This window comes from Lentzea sokolovensis, from assembly GCF_033949975.1.
Classification (GTDB): Bacteria; Actinomycetota; Actinomycetes; order Mycobacteriales; family Pseudonocardiaceae; genus Lentzea; species Lentzea sokolovensis.
Genome location: NZ_JAXAVU010000007.1, coordinates 101,639 through 119,320, shown reverse-complemented (window position 1 = coordinate 119,320; position 17,682 = coordinate 101,639). Strand labels below are relative to the sequence as shown.

Annotated in this window: 17 protein-coding genes; 7 read left to right on the top strand and 10 right to left on the bottom strand. The window is 67.3% G+C overall.

The features are described from left to right. Positions 1-231: 231 nt before the first annotated feature. From SK854_RS12880 to SK854_RS12865, 4 genes are all read right to left on the bottom strand, one after another. Positions 232-1,254, bottom strand: a complete 1,023-nt coding sequence (locus SK854_RS12880) for an acyltransferase family protein (protein ID WP_319975301.1) — start codon at positions 1,252-1,254, stop codon at positions 232-234. After that, complete coding sequence (locus SK854_RS12875; RefSeq protein WP_319975300.1) at positions 1,251-1,955, bottom strand: alpha/beta hydrolase; 705 nt, start codon at positions 1,953-1,955, stop codon at positions 1,251-1,253. Before SK854_RS12875 ends, SK854_RS12880 begins: the two co-directional genes overlap by 4 nt. A 62-nt stretch (positions 1,956-2,017) precedes the next feature. Continuing rightward, entirely contained in the window at positions 2,018-2,671 is a 654-nt protein-coding gene (locus SK854_RS12870; protein ID WP_319975299.1) for a response regulator transcription factor, read from the bottom strand. Continuing rightward, positions 2,668-3,786, bottom strand: coding sequence for a sensor histidine kinase (locus SK854_RS12865; protein ID WP_319975298.1), 1,119 nt, complete (start codon positions 3,784-3,786; stop codon positions 2,668-2,670). The genes SK854_RS12870 and SK854_RS12865 overlap by 4 nt, the downstream gene beginning before the upstream one ends. A gap of 120 nt (positions 3,787-3,906) precedes the next feature. Here SK854_RS12865 and SK854_RS12860 point away from each other — a divergent pair, with 120 nt between their 5' ends. After that, entirely contained in the window at positions 3,907-4,413 is a 507-nt protein-coding gene (locus SK854_RS12860; RefSeq protein WP_319975297.1) for a hypothetical protein, read from the top strand. On the opposite strand, the gene SK854_RS12855 is transcribed toward SK854_RS12860, so the two are convergent. Further along, positions 4,385-5,500 (bottom strand): erythromycin esterase family protein, encoded by a 1,116-nt coding sequence (locus SK854_RS12855; RefSeq protein ID WP_319975296.1) that lies wholly within the window; start codon positions 5,498-5,500, stop codon positions 4,385-4,387. The two genes, SK854_RS12860 and SK854_RS12855, sit on opposite strands and share 29 nt — an antisense overlap. Before the next feature lie 79 nt (positions 5,501-5,579). On the opposite strand from SK854_RS12855, the gene SK854_RS12850 reads away from it, so the two are divergent. Continuing rightward, on the top strand, positions 5,580-6,266 hold the full coding sequence (locus tag SK854_RS12850) for a TioE family transcriptional regulator (protein ID WP_319975295.1): 687 nt from the start codon (positions 5,580-5,582) through the stop codon (positions 6,264-6,266). Here SK854_RS12850 and metX read toward each other — a convergent pair. Then, positions 6,229-7,242, bottom strand: a complete 1,014-nt coding sequence (gene metX / locus SK854_RS12845; protein ID WP_319975294.1) for a homoserine O-acetyltransferase MetX — start codon at positions 7,240-7,242, stop codon at positions 6,229-6,231. The genes SK854_RS12850 and metX overlap by 38 nt on opposite strands. Beyond that, complete coding sequence (locus SK854_RS12840; protein WP_319975293.1) at positions 7,242-8,528, bottom strand: bifunctional o-acetylhomoserine/o-acetylserine sulfhydrylase; 1,287 nt, start codon at positions 8,526-8,528, stop codon at positions 7,242-7,244. The genes metX and SK854_RS12840 overlap by 1 nt, the downstream gene beginning before the upstream one ends. A gap of 191 nt (positions 8,529-8,719) precedes the next feature. Here SK854_RS12840 and SK854_RS12835 point away from each other — a divergent pair, with 191 nt between their 5' ends. Then, positions 8,720-9,727: a Gfo/Idh/MocA family protein gene (locus SK854_RS12835; RefSeq protein ID WP_319975292.1), complete on the top strand. Its 1,008-nt coding sequence runs from the start codon at positions 8,720-8,722 to the stop codon at positions 9,725-9,727. A 399-nt stretch (positions 9,728-10,126) separates the two neighbouring features. Here the strand turns inward: SK854_RS12835 and SK854_RS12830 are convergent, their stop codons facing one another. Beyond that, positions 10,127-10,813, bottom strand: coding sequence for an NUDIX hydrolase (locus tag SK854_RS12830; RefSeq protein WP_319975291.1), 687 nt, complete (start codon positions 10,811-10,813; stop codon positions 10,127-10,129). 57 nt (positions 10,814-10,870) lie between these two features. On the opposite strand from SK854_RS12830, the gene SK854_RS12825 reads away from it, so the two are divergent. After that, entirely contained in the window at positions 10,871-11,818 is a 948-nt protein-coding gene (locus tag SK854_RS12825; protein WP_319975290.1) for an SPFH domain-containing protein, read from the top strand. Further along, positions 11,815-12,666, top strand: coding sequence for a diacylglycerol kinase catalytic domain-containing protein (locus tag SK854_RS12820; protein WP_319975289.1), 852 nt, complete (start codon positions 11,815-11,817; stop codon positions 12,664-12,666). The genes SK854_RS12825 and SK854_RS12820 overlap by 4 nt, the downstream gene beginning before the upstream one ends. On the opposite strand, the gene SK854_RS12815 is transcribed toward SK854_RS12820, so the two are convergent. Then, on the bottom strand, positions 12,598-13,851 hold the full coding sequence (locus SK854_RS12815) for an MFS transporter (RefSeq protein ID WP_319975288.1): 1,254 nt from the start codon (positions 13,849-13,851) through the stop codon (positions 12,598-12,600). The two genes, SK854_RS12820 and SK854_RS12815, sit on opposite strands and share 69 nt — an antisense overlap. Positions 13,852-13,962: 111 nt before the next feature. On the opposite strand from SK854_RS12815, the gene SK854_RS12810 reads away from it, so the two are divergent. Next, positions 13,963-14,832: an SGNH/GDSL hydrolase family protein gene (locus SK854_RS12810; protein WP_319975287.1), complete on the top strand. Its 870-nt coding sequence runs from the start codon at positions 13,963-13,965 to the stop codon at positions 14,830-14,832. 87 nt (positions 14,833-14,919) lie between these two features. After that, on the top strand, positions 14,920-15,315 hold the full coding sequence (locus SK854_RS12805) for an SSI family serine proteinase inhibitor (RefSeq protein WP_319975286.1): 396 nt from the start codon (positions 14,920-14,922) through the stop codon (positions 15,313-15,315). Between the two features lie 57 nt (positions 15,316-15,372). On the opposite strand, the gene SK854_RS12800 is transcribed toward SK854_RS12805, so the two are convergent. Continuing rightward, positions 15,373-17,496, bottom strand: a complete 2,124-nt coding sequence (locus SK854_RS12800) for a glycosyl hydrolase family 95 catalytic domain-containing protein (RefSeq protein ID WP_319975285.1) — start codon at positions 17,494-17,496, stop codon at positions 15,373-15,375. Positions 17,497-17,682: the final 186 nt, after the last annotated feature.

The following is a 17,682-nucleotide window of genomic DNA, read 5'->3' as shown; positions in this document are numbered from 1 at the left end:
GGCTCACCCACCTGCCGCACGAGTCGCACCGCACCCGGCTCGCGACGGCCATGGGCGTGTCGTTCGGGACGCTCGGCGTGCTCGGGTTCGTGGTGAGCGGGTTCCTCGGCGACGGCGTGCTGGTGCTGCTGCCGGTGGACCCGCTGCAGAACCTCATCCACCTGCTGCTCGGCTGGTACCTGATCCACACGGCCCGCACCGGCAGCTGCGACACCCGCCTGCCGTGGCTGCTCACCGCGCTGGCGTGCGTTCCGCCGATGCTGGCACTGGATCCGGCTCCGCCGGTGGTGGCGCTGCACGCCGTGGCGATCGGCCTCGCAGTGCTCGGAGCCATCCCCAGGTCACGGCCGCGCACACCGGCAGCCACAGCAGTCGCTGCCACACCCAGCCCGGATGATCTGGTGGCTGCTGGAGCCCCGGCAACGGCCCCCACGCGCTGAGCGCCAGCGTCACGGTGACCAGCGCACTCTGGTGCGCGAGGAAGATCCCCAACGCGCGCTTGTTCAGCCACGTCACGGGTTTCGTCGTGCCGAGCCTCGTCAGCAGCGGCGCGATCGTGAGCACCAGACCGATCTGTGCGAACGCCAGCGCGAGCGTCGCGTAGTTCGGCGGGTTCAGGTTCGAGACGGCCTCGCCGGGAATTCCCACCGCCGACAACGGATAGCCGCCGAACGTCGTCAGCAACGCGTACCCGATCACGCCCAGCACCAGCAGCGGCGGGCCGGGAATCCTCCTGCGTGCCAACGAGTAGCCGAGCTGCCAGGCCGCCCACCACACCGCGTACGGCACCACCAGCACCAGCACGACCGGGACGAGCACGCCCCACGAGTACTCGTCCAGCCTGCGCACCAACGGTTTCAGCGCCAGCAGAACGAGGTAGACGCCGAAGAACCACAGCGGAGTCGTGACGAGGAACCCGATGTTCCAGGCGGTGCCCTGGTCGACGCCACGCAGGGTCAGTCCGAAGAGGACAGCGGCCCAGCAGCCGAGCATCAGCGACGTCGGCACAGCGAGCTGTTTCAGCCTGACTAGGAACGGCGTCTTCGAGTGCGCGGCCGCGTAGCCGCCCACGAAGAAGAACAGGCCGAGCGCCTGCAGCACCCAGGAAACCGGGGTGAGCGCGGACAAGTGCTTCAACGGGCTGTCGATGTACATGCCGGTGGGCGTGTCCACCAGCGAAGTCACCAGCCAGTGGCCGAGCACGACCGCGACGACGGCCAGCGCCCGCACGGCGTCGATGAACGGATTCCTCACAGCTTCTCCCCCGAAGCGATCCGGACGAGCGCGTCCAGCGTCCCGCTGCCCGGTTCGTAGTAGGTGTCGTGTTTGCCGCCCTCGAACCGCAGCACGGTCGCGCCGAAGCCGTCCGAGGCCGGATCCGTTCCGTGCCCGAGGTCGAACAGCCGGGCGTTGGGCACGAACCGCATCCAGTCGCCGCTCGCCCGCACCGCCCACACCTTCGCCCGCGTCCCCAGCTCCGCCACGGACTTCGCCCGCACACCAGGACTTCCGGTGAACACGATGTCCGTCACGTCCAGTTCGTGTGCCGCGAGTCCGACCACGACCGACCCGTAGCTGTGGCCGTAGACGTGGATGCGCGCGTTGGTCTGCAACGCCCGCACGAAGTCGACCAGAGCATCAGCTCCCTGACGGGCCAACGAGCCGGTCACCGCGTCCACCCCAAGACCTTGCGGCGTCCGGTATCCGAGCCACGCGATCACCGCGAGGTCGCCGCGGTGAGCCTGCTCGTGGAGGTTGACCGCCATCCGCCCGACGGTGCGGTCGAACCTGTCGACGTCCACGTCGGACCCCGGCACGACGATCACGACGTCGCGTGCGGTGCTCAGGTCACCGACGATCGCGACCCGGCGGGCGACGTCGGAACGCCACTGCGCGATCGACGGCGCGACCGACGGCAGGGCGATCAGCAGGAGGAACAGGACGGCTCGGCGCATGAACCGAAACTAGGAAGACAACGGCCCCCGAATCGTCACGCCGGCGTGCCGCTTTTCCCTTGCTACCCCGGTATCACGAGCCCGCTCTCGTAGGCCGCGATGACGGCCTGGGCGCGGTCGCGGAGGCCCAGTTTGGTGAGCACGCGGCTCACGTGCGTCTTGACGGTCTGCTCGGCCAGCACCAGATGCGCGGCGATCTCGGTGTTCGAGAGGCCCTGCGCGATCAGCACGAGGATCTCGGTCTCGCGCTCGGTCAGCACGCCCAGCTGCGCGGGCCGCACGCGGTCGGAGCGCCGTGCCCGCACGAAGTCCTCGATCAGCCGCTTGGTGATCGACGGCGCCAGCAGCGCCTCCCCCGCGGCCACCACGCGAACGGCGTTGAGCAGCTCACGAGCCGGCGCGTGCTTGAGCAGGAACCCGCTCGCACCGGCCTGCAACGCCTCGTAGACGTAGTCGTCGAGGTCGAACGTCGTCAGCACCAGCACTTTCAGCGCCTGGGACCCGTCCAGCAACAACCTCGTCGCCGTCAGGCCGTCCATCTCGGGCATGCGGATGTCCATCAGCACGACGTCCGGTTTGACCGTCCGCGCCAACGCGACGCCCTGCACGCCGTTGCCCGCCGCACCGATCACCTCGATGTCGTCCTGTGCGTTGAGAAGTGCGGAGAACCCCTCGCGCACCATCTCCTGGTCGTCGACCACGACCACCCTGATCACTTGTCCCCCAACGGAATCCTCGCCCGGACCATGAACCCGCCGTCCTCGGTCGACTTCACGGTCAGCGTGCCACCGTGCACGGCGACGCGTTCCCGCATGCCCACCAGACCCTGCCCGCTGCCGCCGCCCCTGGACGGCCCGCCGGCGGTGTTGCGCACCAGCACGTCCAGCCGGTCGCCGTCCCTGCGCACGTGGACGGACGCCTTCGAACCGGGCGAGTGCCTGGTCGCGTTCGTGAGCGCCTCCTGCACGATCCGGTACGCGGTCAGGCCGACCGCCTCCGGCACGTCGTCCACGTCGATCTCGGCCTCGTCCCCCGGCCGCACGAGTTCGGGGATGCGGCTGATGCCCGGCTGCGGTTCGCGTTCCAGCGCCTGACCGTTCGTCCGCAGCACCCCCAGCAGGCGCTGCATGTCGACGATGGCCTCGCGCGCCGCCTCACCGACCTCGGCGAACTCCTTCACCGCGTCCTCGTTCAGTCCTTTGAGGCGATAGGGCGCGGTCTCGCACCTGACCACCACCATCGACATGTGGTGCGCCACGACGTCGTGCATCTCGCGTGCGATGCGGGCACGTTCTTCCAGCGCGGCCTTGGCGTCGCGCTCTTCCTCGAGCTCGCGTTCCGCCCGGCCGCGCGCACCGAACAGGTAGACCGCCGTACCGACTATGGGCACGAAGAGCGCCATGTCCGCGGCCTGCGGTTCGGAGGCGATGATCAGCGCCATGGTGATCACCGTGGCCGCGATGACGATCCCGCGCGAGTAGAACGCCGCGACCACGACGAACAGCGGTACCGCGGTCCAGTACTGGAACGCCGCGGCGCCCTCACCGTCCCACAGGAGGCTGACGAGGTAGAAGCCCGGCACCGCCAGCCGCCAGGCGTGGAGCGGCGACCAGATCAGCAGCACGTACGGCACGACCGTCACCAGGAAGATGACGACCCACCAGCCGTCCGAGTCCGCCTGGCGCACGTACCCGGCGCTGGCAACGATCGCCCACACGAGAGCGTAGATGATCAGTGCGGCGTGCACGGGGATGCGCAACCGCCCGAGCACCTTGGCGAGCACGCGGGTGCGATCGGGACCTAAGACGGTTCGGTACAACGTGCGGAACACCACCCGATGCTAGGTGGATCCGTTGATTCCCACATTGACCTGCGGAGTGACATACCCCGGTAGCACTCTGATCAAGATGGGGCATTGCGAATCCGTGACACCGCGCGGTAGGCAGTACCTGTGAGACCACCACAGGATCCAGATCGCTGGTCACGGCTGACGGCCGTCGCCGGTGAGGCCCTGGCCGCGGCCAGGGCCGGGGAAGACGCTGTGGCGGTGGACCTCGTGACCGGGTACCTCAGCGGGTCACCCGAAGGCAACGAGGAGATCCGTGAGCTCGTTCTTCTTTTGTTCGCCGAGTCCAGCAGCATGGTCAGCGCGCTCGGTTCCGGCGGCGCCACCCCGGTGAAGATGCAGGTCTTCGACGAGGAGGGCAACGAGGTCCAGATCGACGACGCGGACCCGCCCGTGCGCACCGCGATCCGCGCCCTGCTGGCGGAGGTGCACGGCGACCAGGACGCGGCCGCGGAGCAGATCGAGATCGCCCTGGCCAACGGTCAACCGCAGGAGCTCGCGACCGTGGTCTTACAAGCCCTGCGGTGGACCCTGAAGCTGGCGATCGAGTGCGAGACGCGCGAACTGCCCGTCGCGCCGTGGATCACCGCGTCACTGGACGACCAGCCTTGACGTGCAACAGAGCGTCCACGCCGTCCATGAGGTGCTGGTCGAGCGGGAAGTAGCCCATCTCCAGCCTCGTGTCGGTGCGGGACGGTCCCTCCGGCTTGTCCTTCGTGATCCCCCAGGTCGTGAACCGGCTCTGCAACTGGCCTTCCAGAGTGGCTTTGTCCGGTTCGCCCAGTCCGAACGAGTCGTTGCGGCCGAGGGTGCCGCCGATGACGGTGTACTGGTCACCGAGGATCGGTGCCACGAGCGCTCCTGCGGAGAACCACTCGATGCGTTCGCCGGCCATCTCCATCGAGGAGTTGGTGCGCTGCAGGTGGGCGTTGTGCGCGAACACGAACGTCGGGCCTCGGGAGGCCTCGGCGCGCCGGATCTCCAGCAGGTTCCGCGCCATCACGCCGTCGCGCATCTGGCACAGACGGTTGAGGCGCACGCCCAACGGGTTCGGCTCCGCGCACTCCCGGTGGTACTGGAGCAGGTTCAGCCCGGCCGTCAGATGTGTCTCCGCGCGCGCCCAGGCCTCGTCGGTGGACCTCCGCTCGTGCAGCCGCATGAGCATCCCGGTGCCGATCTCGCGCAGCCTGATCGCTTCTTCGGACTGTCCTGGCGACCGGGTCAGGTCCAGGACGGCCTCGTCGCGGCTCCACTTCTCGTCGTCGATCGTGAGGTCGACGTCCTCGCCCAGGTAGTCACGGGCGTGTTCGAGGTAGGGACGCGGGCTGGGCGCGCTGGTCGTCTCCGTCTGGAAGTCGAAGCCGTGGAACGACAGCCGCTCCTCGGGTTCCTTGTCCGCGTTGTACTCGCGCATCCACTGCACGAGTTCGCGGTTGGCCGGCCAGTTCTCCCCGAACGTGTGGGAGAAGCCTTCCTTCATGATCGTGTCGAGGTCACCGGGCCCGCCGTGCACGAAGTCGTTGACGCTCAGGCCCCTGATCCGGCAGGTCTCCAGGGCGATCGAGCGGAAGCCCAGGCCCGCGAGCTGCTCGAACAGCTCGTTGCGGATCCAGGTGTGGGCGTGTTCGAGGTGTGTCGGCTCGCCGAACCCCAGGAGCTCGGTGAAGGGGCTGATGAACTCGCGAATGTCCTGGCTCATGTGGCTCAACCGTAACATTGAAAGCTCAGTTGAGACTTTCACTCAAATCTTCTCGGCATTCGCCGCTAAAGTCTCAACCGTGCGTCCAGCTGACCTCGCCCGCGAACACGGCCTCTCGACCCAGGCGGTGCGCAACTACGAGGAGTCCGGCTTCCTCCCGCCCGCCGAGCGCACGCCGTCCGGCTACCGCGTCTACACCGAGGTCCACGCCGCCGCGCTGCGCACGTTCATCGCCCTGATCCCGGCCTTCGGGCACGCTCGCGCAGGGCAAATCATGAACGCGCTTCACACAGGCTCGCTGGACGACGTGCTTCTGTGGATCGACCGCGGCCACGAACAACTGCTGCGCGACCGCCAGACCCTCGACTCGGTCAGCAGGGCGGTGCAGGACCTGACCGACTTCGAACCGGTCCTGGAACCCCGCACGATCGGCGAGCTGGCCCGGCGCCTCGACGTGACCCCGGCGACGCTGCGCGCGTGGGAGGAGGCCGGAATCCTCGTCCCGTCACGTGAATCCACCGGCTATCGCGTGTTCCAGGCCGAGGACGTCCGCGACGCCGAACTGGCACACCTGCTGCGGCGCGGCGGCTACCCGTTGGCGCGCATCGCCTTGGTGGTCGACCAGATCCGCACGGCGGGCGGCACCGACACGTTGGGTGCCGCCCTGGCCGACTGGCGCCGCCGCCTCACCGCGCAGGGCCTGGCGATGCTCGCCGCCTCCGCGAAGCTCAACGAGTACCTGAACGCACGGGCACCAGTTCCGTGACGAGCGCGCCGACCTGCTCGCTCTCGATCAGGAACGCGTCGTGCCCGTACGGCGAGCTGATCACCCGCAGCCCGTCGGACCCCGGAATGCCCGCCGCCAGCTCTCGCTGCTGCGCCAACGGATACAGCCGATCCGAGTCCACCCCGGCGACGATCGTGCGCGCGCTGATCCTCGCCAGCGCCGCCCTGACCCCACCTCGTCCACGCCCGACGTCGTGCGAGTTCATCGCATCCGTCAGCGTCACGTAGCTGGCCGGGTCGAACCTCCTGGTGAGCTTCGCCGCGTGGTGGTCCAAATAGGACTCGACCTCGAACCGCCCGTCCTCCTGCTTCTCCCGCCCGAACCGGGCCTGGAGCTCCTGCTCACTGCGATAGCTGATGTGCGCGATCCGCCGCGCGACCCCCAGTCCCTCCAGGGGATCGGCTTTGATCGCGTGCAGTTGAGCGGAGGCCAGTGCGATCTGCTCGGCTGAAGCCTGCGCCGTCGTGGCCAGCAACAGCAAGGAGTTCACCCGTTCAGGGGCACTGACCGCCCACTCAACTGCCCGCATGCCACCCATCGACCCGCCGAGCACCGCGGCCCACTGCCCGATGCCGAGGTAGTCCGCGAGGTGCACCTCGGCCGCGACCTGGTCGCGAATGGTGATGCCGGGGAATCCGGGGTACTGCCAGGGCCCGGTACTGCCCTGGCAGCCTCCCAGCACGTTCGGCGCGACGACGAAGAACGCGTCGAGCGGCTTTCCCTTCCCCACCAGGGAATCCCACCAGCCCGGCGTGGGGTGACCCGGCTCCACGCCCCCGGCGACATGACTGTCACCGGTGAGGGCGTGAAGCACGAGCACCGCGTTGGAGGCCTCGGCGTTCAAGGTCCCCCACGTCTCGTACGCGAGCTGGAAGCCCGGCAGTCCCGCGAACGGCTCGGCGTGGCTGAACCACTTCCGCCGGCCGTTCGGGTCACCGAAGCGCCAGCCGCTCACTACAACTCGGACTTCGCCGCGGTGAAGCCCGCCTCCAGGTCCGCCTTGAGGTCCTCCAGCCCCTCCAGCCCGACCGACAACCGCACCAGCCCGGGTGAGACACCCGTGACGAGCTGCTCCTCAGGCGTGAGCTGGCTGTGCGTGGTCGACGCCGGGTGCACGATCAACGACCGCACATCACCGATGTTGACCAGCTGACTGAACAGGCTCGTCCCGTCGACGAACGCCCGCCCGGCCTGCACCCCGCCCCTCAACTCGAAGCTCACGACCGCGCCCGCACCCTTCGGCAGGTACTTCTGCGCGGCAGCGTGGAACGGCGACGACGCAAGGCCCGCGTAGTGGACCTTCTCGACCTCGTCCCGCGCCTCCAGCCACTCGGCGAGCGCTTGCGCGTTCTGCACGTGCCGCTCGATGCGCAGCGACAACGTCTCGATCCCCTGAATCACCAGGAAGCTCGTCAACGGCGCGATGGCCGCTCCCGTGTCCCGCAGCCCCTGCACCCGCAACTTGGCCGCGAACGCCCCGTGCCCGAGCACCGGCCAGTACTGCAGCCCGTTGTAGCTGGGGTCGGGCTCGTGGAAGTCGGGGAACTTCTCCGCGCCGTACTCGAACTTCCCGCCGTCCACGACCACACCGGCGATGGCCGTGCCATGACCACCGAGGTACTTGGTCGCGGAGTGGATCACGATGTCAGCGCCGTGATCCAACGGCTTGAGCAGGTACGGCGTCGGCACCGTGTTGTCGACGATCAGCGGAACCTGATTGGCGTGCGCCACGCCCGCAACGCCCTCGATGTCGAGGACGTGACTGCGCGGGTTGGCCAGCGACTCGGCGAAGAACAACTTGGTGTTCGGCCGCACCGCCGCCTGCCAGGCGTCGAGATCGTCCGGGTCGTCCACGAACGACACTTCGATGCCGAGCTTCGGCAACGTGTAGTGGAACAGGTTGTACGTGCCGCCGTACAACGACGCACTGGAGACCAGATGGTCCCCGGACCGCGCGAGGTTCAGGATCGCAGCCGTCTCCGCAGCCGACCCGGACGCGAAGGCGACAGCCGCCACGCCCCCTTCGAGAGCGGCGACCCGCTGCTCCAGCACGTCCTGAGTGGGGTTGTTGATGCGCGTGTAGATGTGCCCGGGCTCAGCGAGCGCGAAGAGATCCGCACCGTGCTGCGTGTCCCTGAACACGTAAGAGGTGGTCTGGTAGATCGGCGTGGCACGAGCGCCAGTGGCCGGATCGGGCGCGGCGCCCGCGTGGATCTGCGTCGTCTCAAAGGACCAGGACATGGCTGTGCTCCAGAACGTTCGTTGAAGAGGGGGCTCAGATCAACGGGAGCTGCGACAGGCCATGCTGGTGACGCGCACGTAGTCAACGTGGCGTCGGCTCACGAGCAGCACGGTCATGGTGACCGACGGTAGGGGTCCGTCCAGGCTCGCGACACCCCGTCCATCTGCTGGGAACGCTTAGGCTGATCGTCATGCGCACAGCTCTGGTCGGCTACGGACTAGGTGGGGCGGCCTTCCACGCCCCGTTCATCGAGGCAACGGAAGGCCTGGAACTCTCCGCCGTCGTCACCGCCAACCCGAAGCGCCAAGCAGAGGTAGCGGCCCGCTACCCGTCAGCCCGCCTGCTGTCCTCTCTGGACGAAGTCTGGTCGGGCAACTTCGACCTGGTGGTCATCACCACCCCGAACCGCTTCCACGCGACCCACGCCCGCCAGGTCCTGGAACACGGCCTCAACGTGGTGGTCGACAAGCCCTTCGCAGGCTCAGCAGCAGAAGCAAGAGCCCTGGCCTCGATCGCCTACTCCAAGGGCCTGATGCTCTCCCCGTTCCACAACCGCCGCTGGGACGGCGACTTCCTGACAGTCCAGAAACTCCTCTCGGAGAACGCCCTGGGAGCGGTCCACAAGTTCGAGTCCCGCTTCGAGCGCTACCGCCCAGAGATCAAGTCCTCCTGGAAGGAATCAGGCGACCCGGCGGACCTCGGCAGCATCCTCTTCGACCTGGGCACCCACCTCGTAGACCAGTCGGTGGCCCTCTTCGGCCGCCCGACGACGGTCTACGCGGAAATCAAAACCGTCCGCCCAGGCGCCAAGGCCGACGACGACGTCTTCCTCTCTTTGGCTCATGAGGGCGGCGTCCGCTCCCACCTCTGGATGAGCGCGCTAGCCGCAGACCTCGGCCCACGCTTCCGCGTACTGGGCCACGACGCCGCCTACGTGAAGTACGGCATGGACCCCCAGGAAGACCGCCTGAAGGCAGGCGACACCCCCGCAGGCCCAGGTTGGGGCGAAGAACCAGAGACAGCCTGGGGCAAGCTCGCCGGCGAGCCCTACCAAACCGAGCCTGGCGCCTACCAGGACTTCTACGCCGCAGTAGCCGCAGGCAAGCCCCCAGTCTCACCACAGGACGCGGTAGCAGGCCTAGAGGTAATCGAGGCCGCAAAGCACTCCGCCACCACGGGGGACGCAGTCCGCCTCTAGCACCCACCCACCCGCGAAGCCGAAGGCGAGCCGTCCTTACCGCGCGCTAAGGGTGGGGTGGCTTCGTCACGAGTCGTGCCACAGCTCTTGCTGCAGCTAGGAAGGGATGTCAAACGGACACGCTTTTCGTCCGTTTGACATCCCTTCCTAGCTGTGGCCCGCTCTTGGCTCGACTCGTGACGAAGCCACCCCACCAACGCGCCCACCTACTCAACGCGCCTCCGCCCAACGCAACAGGCGTGCCATCAACCCGCGCACGGCGTGGGCCCCGGCTTTTGATCAGATTGGCGGGGTCTGGGGCGGAGCCCCAGGCAACTCTCGCAACCGGAAGGTCCCCGCCCGCAACCCAACCACCTACGAACACGAAACAGGCACCCGCCAACGCAACCGGGGGACGACCTACGGACCCGGCGCACGCACCAACGGCGGATGCAACACCTCAGCCACCCCCCGCCGAAACAAGGCAGCCGGCCGCCCCCCATCCCGAGAAGTGCTCTCCCCGGTGGCGACCAACAACCCCTCCACCCCAGTCACCTTCCGATGAAAGTTCCGAGGATCCAACGAGACCCCCCAAACAATCTCGTAAACCCTCCTCAACTCAGCCACGGTGAACTCAGCCGAGCAAAACGCAGTCCCCAGCGCCGTGTACTCCAACTTGGCCCGGGCCCTCTCCACCCCGTCCCCCAAGATCCGGTCATGGTCGAAGGCCAACCCCGAAGCCTCCCCGACCGGAACCCAGGACGCAGCAGCGGCATCAGTCCCGGCAACAGGCACAGGCAAGTCAGGCGCCAACGCCAGATAGGCCACGGACACAACCCGCATCCGAGGATCCCGCCGAGGCTCCCCATAGGTCCCCAACTGCTCAAGATGCAGCCCGGACACCCCAGTCTCCTCCGAGAGCTCCCGCACGGCGGCCGCCTCCACGGACTCGGCAACCTGAACAAACCCCCCGGGCAACGCCCACCGCCCCCGATACGGCGCCTCCCCACGCCGAACCAGCAGGGCGCACAACGCATCCCCCCGCACGGTCAACACCACCAGATCGACCGTGACAGCAAAGGGAGGGAAATCACTTGGCGTGTACACACCCCGAAGTATAGGCTTATCGTCAAACAGACGACAAGCACGGCAAGGAGCCCCCAGATGGCTGACATCAGCAGATACCCCGGCCTCCGCCACCTCAGGGGAGCCCCCACCATCCACATCAGACACGTCAGGAAGGGCGAGGTCGTCCACGAGGGCACAGGCCTGAGCTTCTGGTTCCGCCCAAGAACCGCAGTCCTCAGCGAGGTCCCGGTGGACGACCGAGAACTCCCCATGCTCTTCCACGCCAGAACGAACGACTACCAGGACGTGACAGTCCAACTGACCGTCACCTACCGCTGCACCAGCCCGGAGACCGCCACCACCAGGATCGACTTCTCGATCGACCCGGACACGGGAGTCTGGCGCCAGGACCCGCTGAGCCAGATCGCGAACACCCTCACCGAGAGCACCCAGCAACACGCTCTGAAGATCCTGGGCACCCTGACCCTGGACACCGCCATCAGAACCGGTGTGGCCCGCGTCAAGCAGGAGATCAGCGAGAACCTGACGGCGGACCACATCGGCCTGGAGATCATCGACATCCGCGTGGTCGCGATCCGCCCGGACGCGGACATGGAGAAGGCCCTCCAGACCACCGTCCGGGAGAAGGTCCAGCAGGACGCCGACAAGGCCACCTACGAACGCCGGGCCATGGCGGTGGAACGCGAACGCTCGATCAGCGAGAACGAACTGCAGAACCAGATCGAACTGGCGAAGCGAGAAGAACTCCTGGTGGTCCAACGAGGCGCGAACGCCCTGAAGAAGGCAGAGGACCACGCCAGGGCCAGCCGAGTGGCCGACGACGCCAAGGCGGACGGCATCCGCAAACTGGCAGAAGCCGAGGCCGCGGGCGAGAAGGCCAGGCTCGACGCCTACAAGGAGATCCCACAGGAGACCCTCTACGCCCTGGCGGCGAAGGAACTGGCCGGCAACCTCCCGGAGATCGGCAGCATCACCCTCACCCCGGACATGCTCCAGCCGATCCTTCAGAGACTGGCCCGATGAGCCTCGCCCCGCGAATTGTGCTGGTGCACAGGCGCACCGAGCTGACAGAGTTGCTGGCACGACACGGGACGAGAGGGCAGGTCGAGTTCTTCCTCAAGTCCCGCAACAGAACCCTGGACGAGGTGGTGGATCGTGACCAGCAGGCCCGCAGGGCGTTGGGAGACGTCAGCGCCGCCATCCCGCTCGACTGGCGCCGCGGCGTCGTCGAGCGGGAAGACCTGTCGCGGTTCCTGTTCGCGCCCGAGGACGTAGTCGTCATCGTCGGCCAGGACGGACTGGTCGCGAACGTCGCCAAGTACCTCGACGGCCAGCCCGTGATCGGCATCAACCCGGAACGGGGCGTGCTGGCAACGCACGCCCCGCACGACGCCGCGGAACTCCTGCACAACACCACCAACACCGAAGACCGCACGATGGTCGAGGCCAAGTCGGACGACGGCCAGACCCTCCACGCGCTCAACGAGATCTACGTCGGCCACCCGAGCCACCAGACCAGCCGCTACCGCGTCCACACCGAACGCCAGGCCTCGTCGGGCATCCTGATCGGCAGCGGCACCGGAGCAACGGGCTGGTGCAGCTCGGCCCACCGCGAACGAAAGAGCCAACTCACCCTCCCCACTCCGACCGAGCGCAAGCTCGTCTGGTTCGTCAGGGAGGCCTGGCCCTCGCCCAGCACCGGCATCACCCACACCGAAGGCGAGATCACCGACGCACCACTCGACATCGAGGTCGAGTCGGACGGCCTGGTGGCGTTCGGCGACGGCATCGAGAGCGACGCGCTACGACTGGGCTGGGGCCAACGGCTGAGCGTCGGACTCGCCACCCGCCGGCTCCGCCTCGTGCGCTGACCCGATCACCAACAGACAAACGCCGGACAACACCGCGCCACAGATCAGGTACACCGCGATCGCCCAGGTCCCGGTGCGCAGCAACGACTGCGCCACCAACGGCGCCAGCCCGCCACCCAGCACGGCACCGAGCTGGAAGCTCAACGCCACCCCGCTGTACCGCACCCGAGTCCGGAACAGCTCGGCGAAGTAGGCGGCCGACGGCCCGAACAACGCCGCCGACCCGACGAACCCGAGCACCATCGCGAACGTGAACCAACCGGAGTCCGTCAGCCAGAACAACGGAAACGCGAACGCGGCCTGGAAGATCGCGCCACCGAACATCACCGGCAACCGCCCGACACGGTCGGACAACAGCGCGAACGCGGGCACAGCGACAACCTGCGCGACGGACCCCACCACGGTGGCGATCAGCAGATCGTCCGCGGAGATCTTCAACGCCGTCCGCCCGTACCCGATCATGAACACGCTCAGCACGTAGATGAAGATCGTGAAGCCGAGGTTCACCCCGGCGCCCAGCAACACCACGCGCCACCGGTCGCGCAGCACCTCGGCGATCGGCAGCCGCGACTTCTCGACGCGCGCGAACTGCGGCGACTCCGACACGCGCAGCCGGATGTAGAGGCCGATCCCGACCAGCACGATCGAGAACAGGAACGGCAACCTCCAGCCCCAGCTCAGGAAATCCGGCCCGGAGGCCTTCGAGGACAGGTACATCGCCAGGTTCGCGAGCACGAGCCCGACCGGCGACCCGATGAACACCCAGCTGCCGTACCAGCCCCACCTCCCCGGCGGCGCGTGCTCGACGGCCATCAACGACGCGCCGCCCTGCTCGCCGCCCATGAAGAACCCCTGGACGAGCCTCAGCAGAACCAGCAACAGCGGCGCGAAGATGCCGACCTGGGCGTAGGTCGGCAGCAGTCCGATCAACGCCGTCGACACGCCGGTGACCGAAAGGGTGATCACGAGCATCGAACGGCGGCCGATCCGGTCGCCGAGGTGCCCGATCACCGCGCCGCCGAGCGGCCGGGCGAAGAAACCCGCGCCGAACGTGGCGAACGCGAGCAGCACACCGACGCGCGAGTCGAACTGCGGGAAGAAGATCTTGTCGAACACGAGCGCCGAGGCCGTGCCGTAGAGCAGGAAGTCGTACAGCTCGATCGTGTTACCGACCGCTGATGCCACAGCTACTTTGCGTACCCCCGTCATCGTTCCAGCCTGGTCGAGGGATTGACACTGCGCAATGGTCCGGTCACCCTTCGTCCTACGTTCCTACTCTTCAGTAACGAGGTAGCAATGACGCGCCGAGTGACTGTTGTCTCCCTGCTCACAGCCCTGATCGCGGCATTGCTGGCCCCGCACGCCAGCGCCGCCCCGAAGTACCGGAACTACGTCTCGCTCGGAGATTCGTTCGTCTCCGGGCCGTTCATCCCCCTGCAGCGGCTCGACCCGCTGAGCTGCTTCAAGTCCACTCAGAACTATCCGTCCGTGCTCGCGAAGAAGCTCGGCATCGCCAACTTCACCGACATCTCCTGCGGTGGCGCGCAGACCAAGGACATGGCGGGTGTCCAAAGCGGCATCCCCGGCCAGTCCGTGCCGCAGTTCTCCGCCCTCAAGGCCGACACGGACCTCGTCACGGTGTCCATCGGCGGCAACGACATCGGCTTCTCCGACATCATCCTGACCTGCGCCGGCAAGAGCCTGACCGACCCGCACGGCGCTCCCTGCAAGGCGACCTACGGCGACTCGCTCGGCCAGCGCGTCGACGCCACCTCCGCCAAGGTGGCCGCCGTGCTCGCGGGCATCAAGCAGCGCAGCCCGAAGGCCAGGATCGTGGTCGTCGGCTACCTGCGGATCCTGCCGCCGTCGGGTGGCTGCTGGCCGATCGTGCCGATCTCCAGCGGCGACGTGCCGTACCTCGACAACGTCCAGCAGCAGCTCAACGGAATGCTGGGCGCACAGGCGAAAGCCGCCGGTGCCACTTTCGTGAACCCCTACGACATCAGCACCGGTCGCGATACGTGTGCGGCACCGTGGGACAAGTGGGTCGAGGGCATCATCCCGACGAGCCTCGCGTTCCCGGTTCACCCGAACGCCAAGGGCATGGCTGCGGTGGGTAAGCAGGTGGCCGCGGCTCTCGCCGGGACGGAACTGACCGGCGTCTAGTTGCACGCACTTTCGGCGGTTTACACGATCTGGTGTTACCGCTCGGTTGAATGGAATTCCGGGTCCTTGCCGCGCCAGAGTGTTGGCATGGCAAGGACCCGACTTCTGTTTGCCTGTCTCGCGCTCGCCGCACCGCTCGTCCCCGCGACGGCACAAGCGGCACCCCTGACAGCGCCTCTCCTCCCCGCATCCGGCCTGGTGCTGTCGGTGCAGCCGGAGATGGGCACACTCAGCACCACGCAGCTGAACTGCGAACCCGCAGGCGGACTGCACCGCAACGCCGAATCGGCGTGCGACCAGCTCCTGCCCGTCGAAGGTGACTTCCGCAGAATGGAAGAGACCGGCGCGATGTGCACGATGGAGCTGAACCCGACCAAGGCGACGTTGCGCGGCAAGTGGCGCACCAAGAAGGTCGACTTCCAGCAGGTGTTCTCGAACCCGTGCGTGATGCGGGCGTTCACCGGCAAGGTGTTCGACTTCTAAGACCGCGTTGGCCGGTGTTCCAGCGCACCGCCGTCGCGTTGGAACACCGGCAACGCACTAAGCAGGAAGCCCCCACGACGGAACCGGTGATCCGCCCACCGGTCCAACCTTCAGATCGGGCTTGTCTCCGTTGCGGTGAATGACGACCTCCTCACCGCGGCGCAGGTCTATGCGCAGATCCCCGTTGGCCAGCACCGAGAACCGCTTCGGCCGACCACGCGAATCACGCACGACCGGATCCTTGATGTCCGTGCGCACGACGCAAGGCGCGCCGGCCTCACTGCGCAACTTGATCCACCGCGTGACGCCGTTCTGCCGTGACGCCGACAGCAGGAACGCACCCTGCGTCCGGAAGTTGTCCAACGAGATGTCCGGCCACGGCACCGCGGGAAAGACCCGGATCACGCCACCCCAGCTCTGGCAGAGCATGTCGTACGTCGACTGCACGGCGCTCAACGGCGTCTCGATGACCGGACCGGACTCCTGGTACATCGTGTTCGGCTTGATGTACCTGCGCATCAGCTCACCGAGGTAGAAGTCGGCCTTGTCTGCGCGCAACATCTGCGCGCTGATCGACGCCGCTCCCGTGAACGTGTAGCCCTGCAACGCGCCCTCGAAGCTGATCCAGTGGTTCAGCGAAGTCTCGATGAGCTGCCGACTGGCAGCGTCCTCCCAGGTCACCTCGTACAGCGGATAGATCTGCAACAGGTGCGAGTAGTGCCGGTGCGACTTCGCGAACGGCACCCCAGCGCCGATCATGTACCCGTTGGCGTCCACGGGGTACGGCGTGAGGTTGGCAAGCGTGTCCTGCCACCTCGGGATCAGCGGATCGTTGACGCGCAACGACTTCGCGGACTCCAGCAACGTCCGGCAGCCCCACCGGATCAGCGCGAGGTCGTAGGTGCAGTCCGGCGCGTTCACGCCGTACTCGGGCGAGAACGTGATCGGCAGGTGCCACTTCCCGTCCGGGCCCTTGGCCAGGAAGTGGAAGTAGTAGTTGATCGCCCTGCGCAGCAACGGGAACAGCACGCCTCGCAGCACGCGGTCGTCCATCGTGTGCCGGTACGTGAGCCAGACGTTGTGCAGCGTCCAGGTCAGGTTGCCGACCTCGGGCGTCGGCACGTCCTTGCCGGGAACGCCCACGCCGTAACCGGAGTTGCCGATGCCCGCGCCGTTGTTCAGCACGGTGTCGGTGGTGCGCGGGATGCCGGCGGAGTCGTGCCGGTACTCGGCCGGCACCTGTTCCACGAGCGCGTCGCGGAATCTGTCGACGGAGTAGGTGACGGCGTCGAACTCGACGTGATTGGAACCGTGGATCAGCCAGTACTCCAGCTGCACGTTGAGGTTCCACCACGTGTTGGGCCACGGCGTGTTCTCCAGCCACGGCCCGCAGGTCGCGATCGCGGGCGCCTCCTTCCGCGCCGCCGAGGCGAACTTGTAGAGCTGGATCCAGTAGAACGCCTGCAGTCGCTTGTCCGGAATGGACAGAAAGCTCTTGCGGTAGAAGTCGTGCCACCACAGCCGATGTTCGACGGCGAGCGCGTCGATCGAGCCGCACCGGACGTTCGCGATCGCCTTGCGCACAGCTGTTTTCTCAGGATGGGACCAGGCGACGCTGGTGAACAGCGTCCGCCGGGTGCCGCGGGTGACCTCGCGCCACGCCGTGACGTGCTCGCCGCCCGCGTTCAACGGCTGCACGGCCAGCTGCACGTCGCCGGCACTGGTCAGCTGCACGGGCGGGTTGTCGGTGAACCCGGGAGGTGGCTGGCGGCCCCACTTCGGGTCGGTGCGCGGGCTGATCGCCTTGAGCGGGTGGAAGACCCACCTGAACGCCCGTTCGCCCTCGCTGGCCTGGACGTCGATCGCGTAGAGATCGCGGCGGGTGTGGATGAAGGCGCGCAGCCGAAGACTTCCGGCGGCCGTGGTGATCGTGCCGGTCAGTTCGGCGTTCCAGAGGTCCAGCCGCAGGTCGACGCCGGTGATCGCGCCGACGGGTTCGAGCGTGAAGTAGCCGATGGGCAGCCGGGCGAGGCCGAACAGCGCCCCGAACTCCGGCCGGTGGTCCTGCACCTGGGAGTGCTGGACGTTGAACCTGATGGCGTTGGCACCTGGTTCGGCGTAGATGCCGGAGCCGAGGTAGCCGTTGCCGAGGAACGGGCCCTCGAACCAGGTCGCGGGCATCTTCTTCCAGATGAGATCGGATGTCCCGATGAAGTCCTTCCAGCTGAACGCATCACCCGCGAACGCACTCCCAGAGAGCAGCGCACTACCCGCTACCCCTGCTAGAGCGCCTCCGATCACTGTGCGCCGGTTGAGTTCGACCACTGCCGAGCACCTCACTTCACTGTGCGGTCAAGGTCAACGCGG

Coding starts and splice junctions, on each gene's coding strand:
- SK854_RS12875 (WP_319975300.1), bottom strand. CDS start 1,955: ATGCGCCGAGCCGTCCTGTTCCTCCTGCTGATCGCCCTGCCGTCGGTC.
- SK854_RS12855 (WP_319975296.1), bottom strand. CDS start 5,500: ATGAGCCAGGACATTCGCGAGTTCATCAGCCCCTTCACCGAGCTCCTG.
- SK854_RS12840 (WP_319975293.1), bottom strand. CDS start 8,528: ATGTCCTGGTCCTTTGAGACGACGCAGATCCACGCGGGCGCCGCGCCC.
- SK854_RS12835 (WP_319975292.1), top strand. CDS start 8,720: ATGCGCACAGCTCTGGTCGGCTACGGACTAGGTGGGGCGGCCTTCCAC.
- SK854_RS12825 (WP_319975290.1), top strand. CDS start 10,871: ATGGCTGACATCAGCAGATACCCCGGCCTCCGCCACCTCAGGGGAGCC.
- SK854_RS12820 (WP_319975289.1), top strand. CDS start 11,815: ATGAGCCTCGCCCCGCGAATTGTGCTGGTGCACAGGCGCACCGAGCTG.
- SK854_RS12810 (WP_319975287.1), top strand. CDS start 13,963: ATGACGCGCCGAGTGACTGTTGTCTCCCTGCTCACAGCCCTGATCGCG.
- SK854_RS12805 (WP_319975286.1), top strand. CDS start 14,920: ATGGCAAGGACCCGACTTCTGTTTGCCTGTCTCGCGCTCGCCGCACCG.
- SK854_RS12800 (WP_319975285.1), bottom strand. CDS start 17,496: ATGCCCGCGACCTGGTTCGAGGGCCCGTTCCTCGGCAACGGCTACCTC.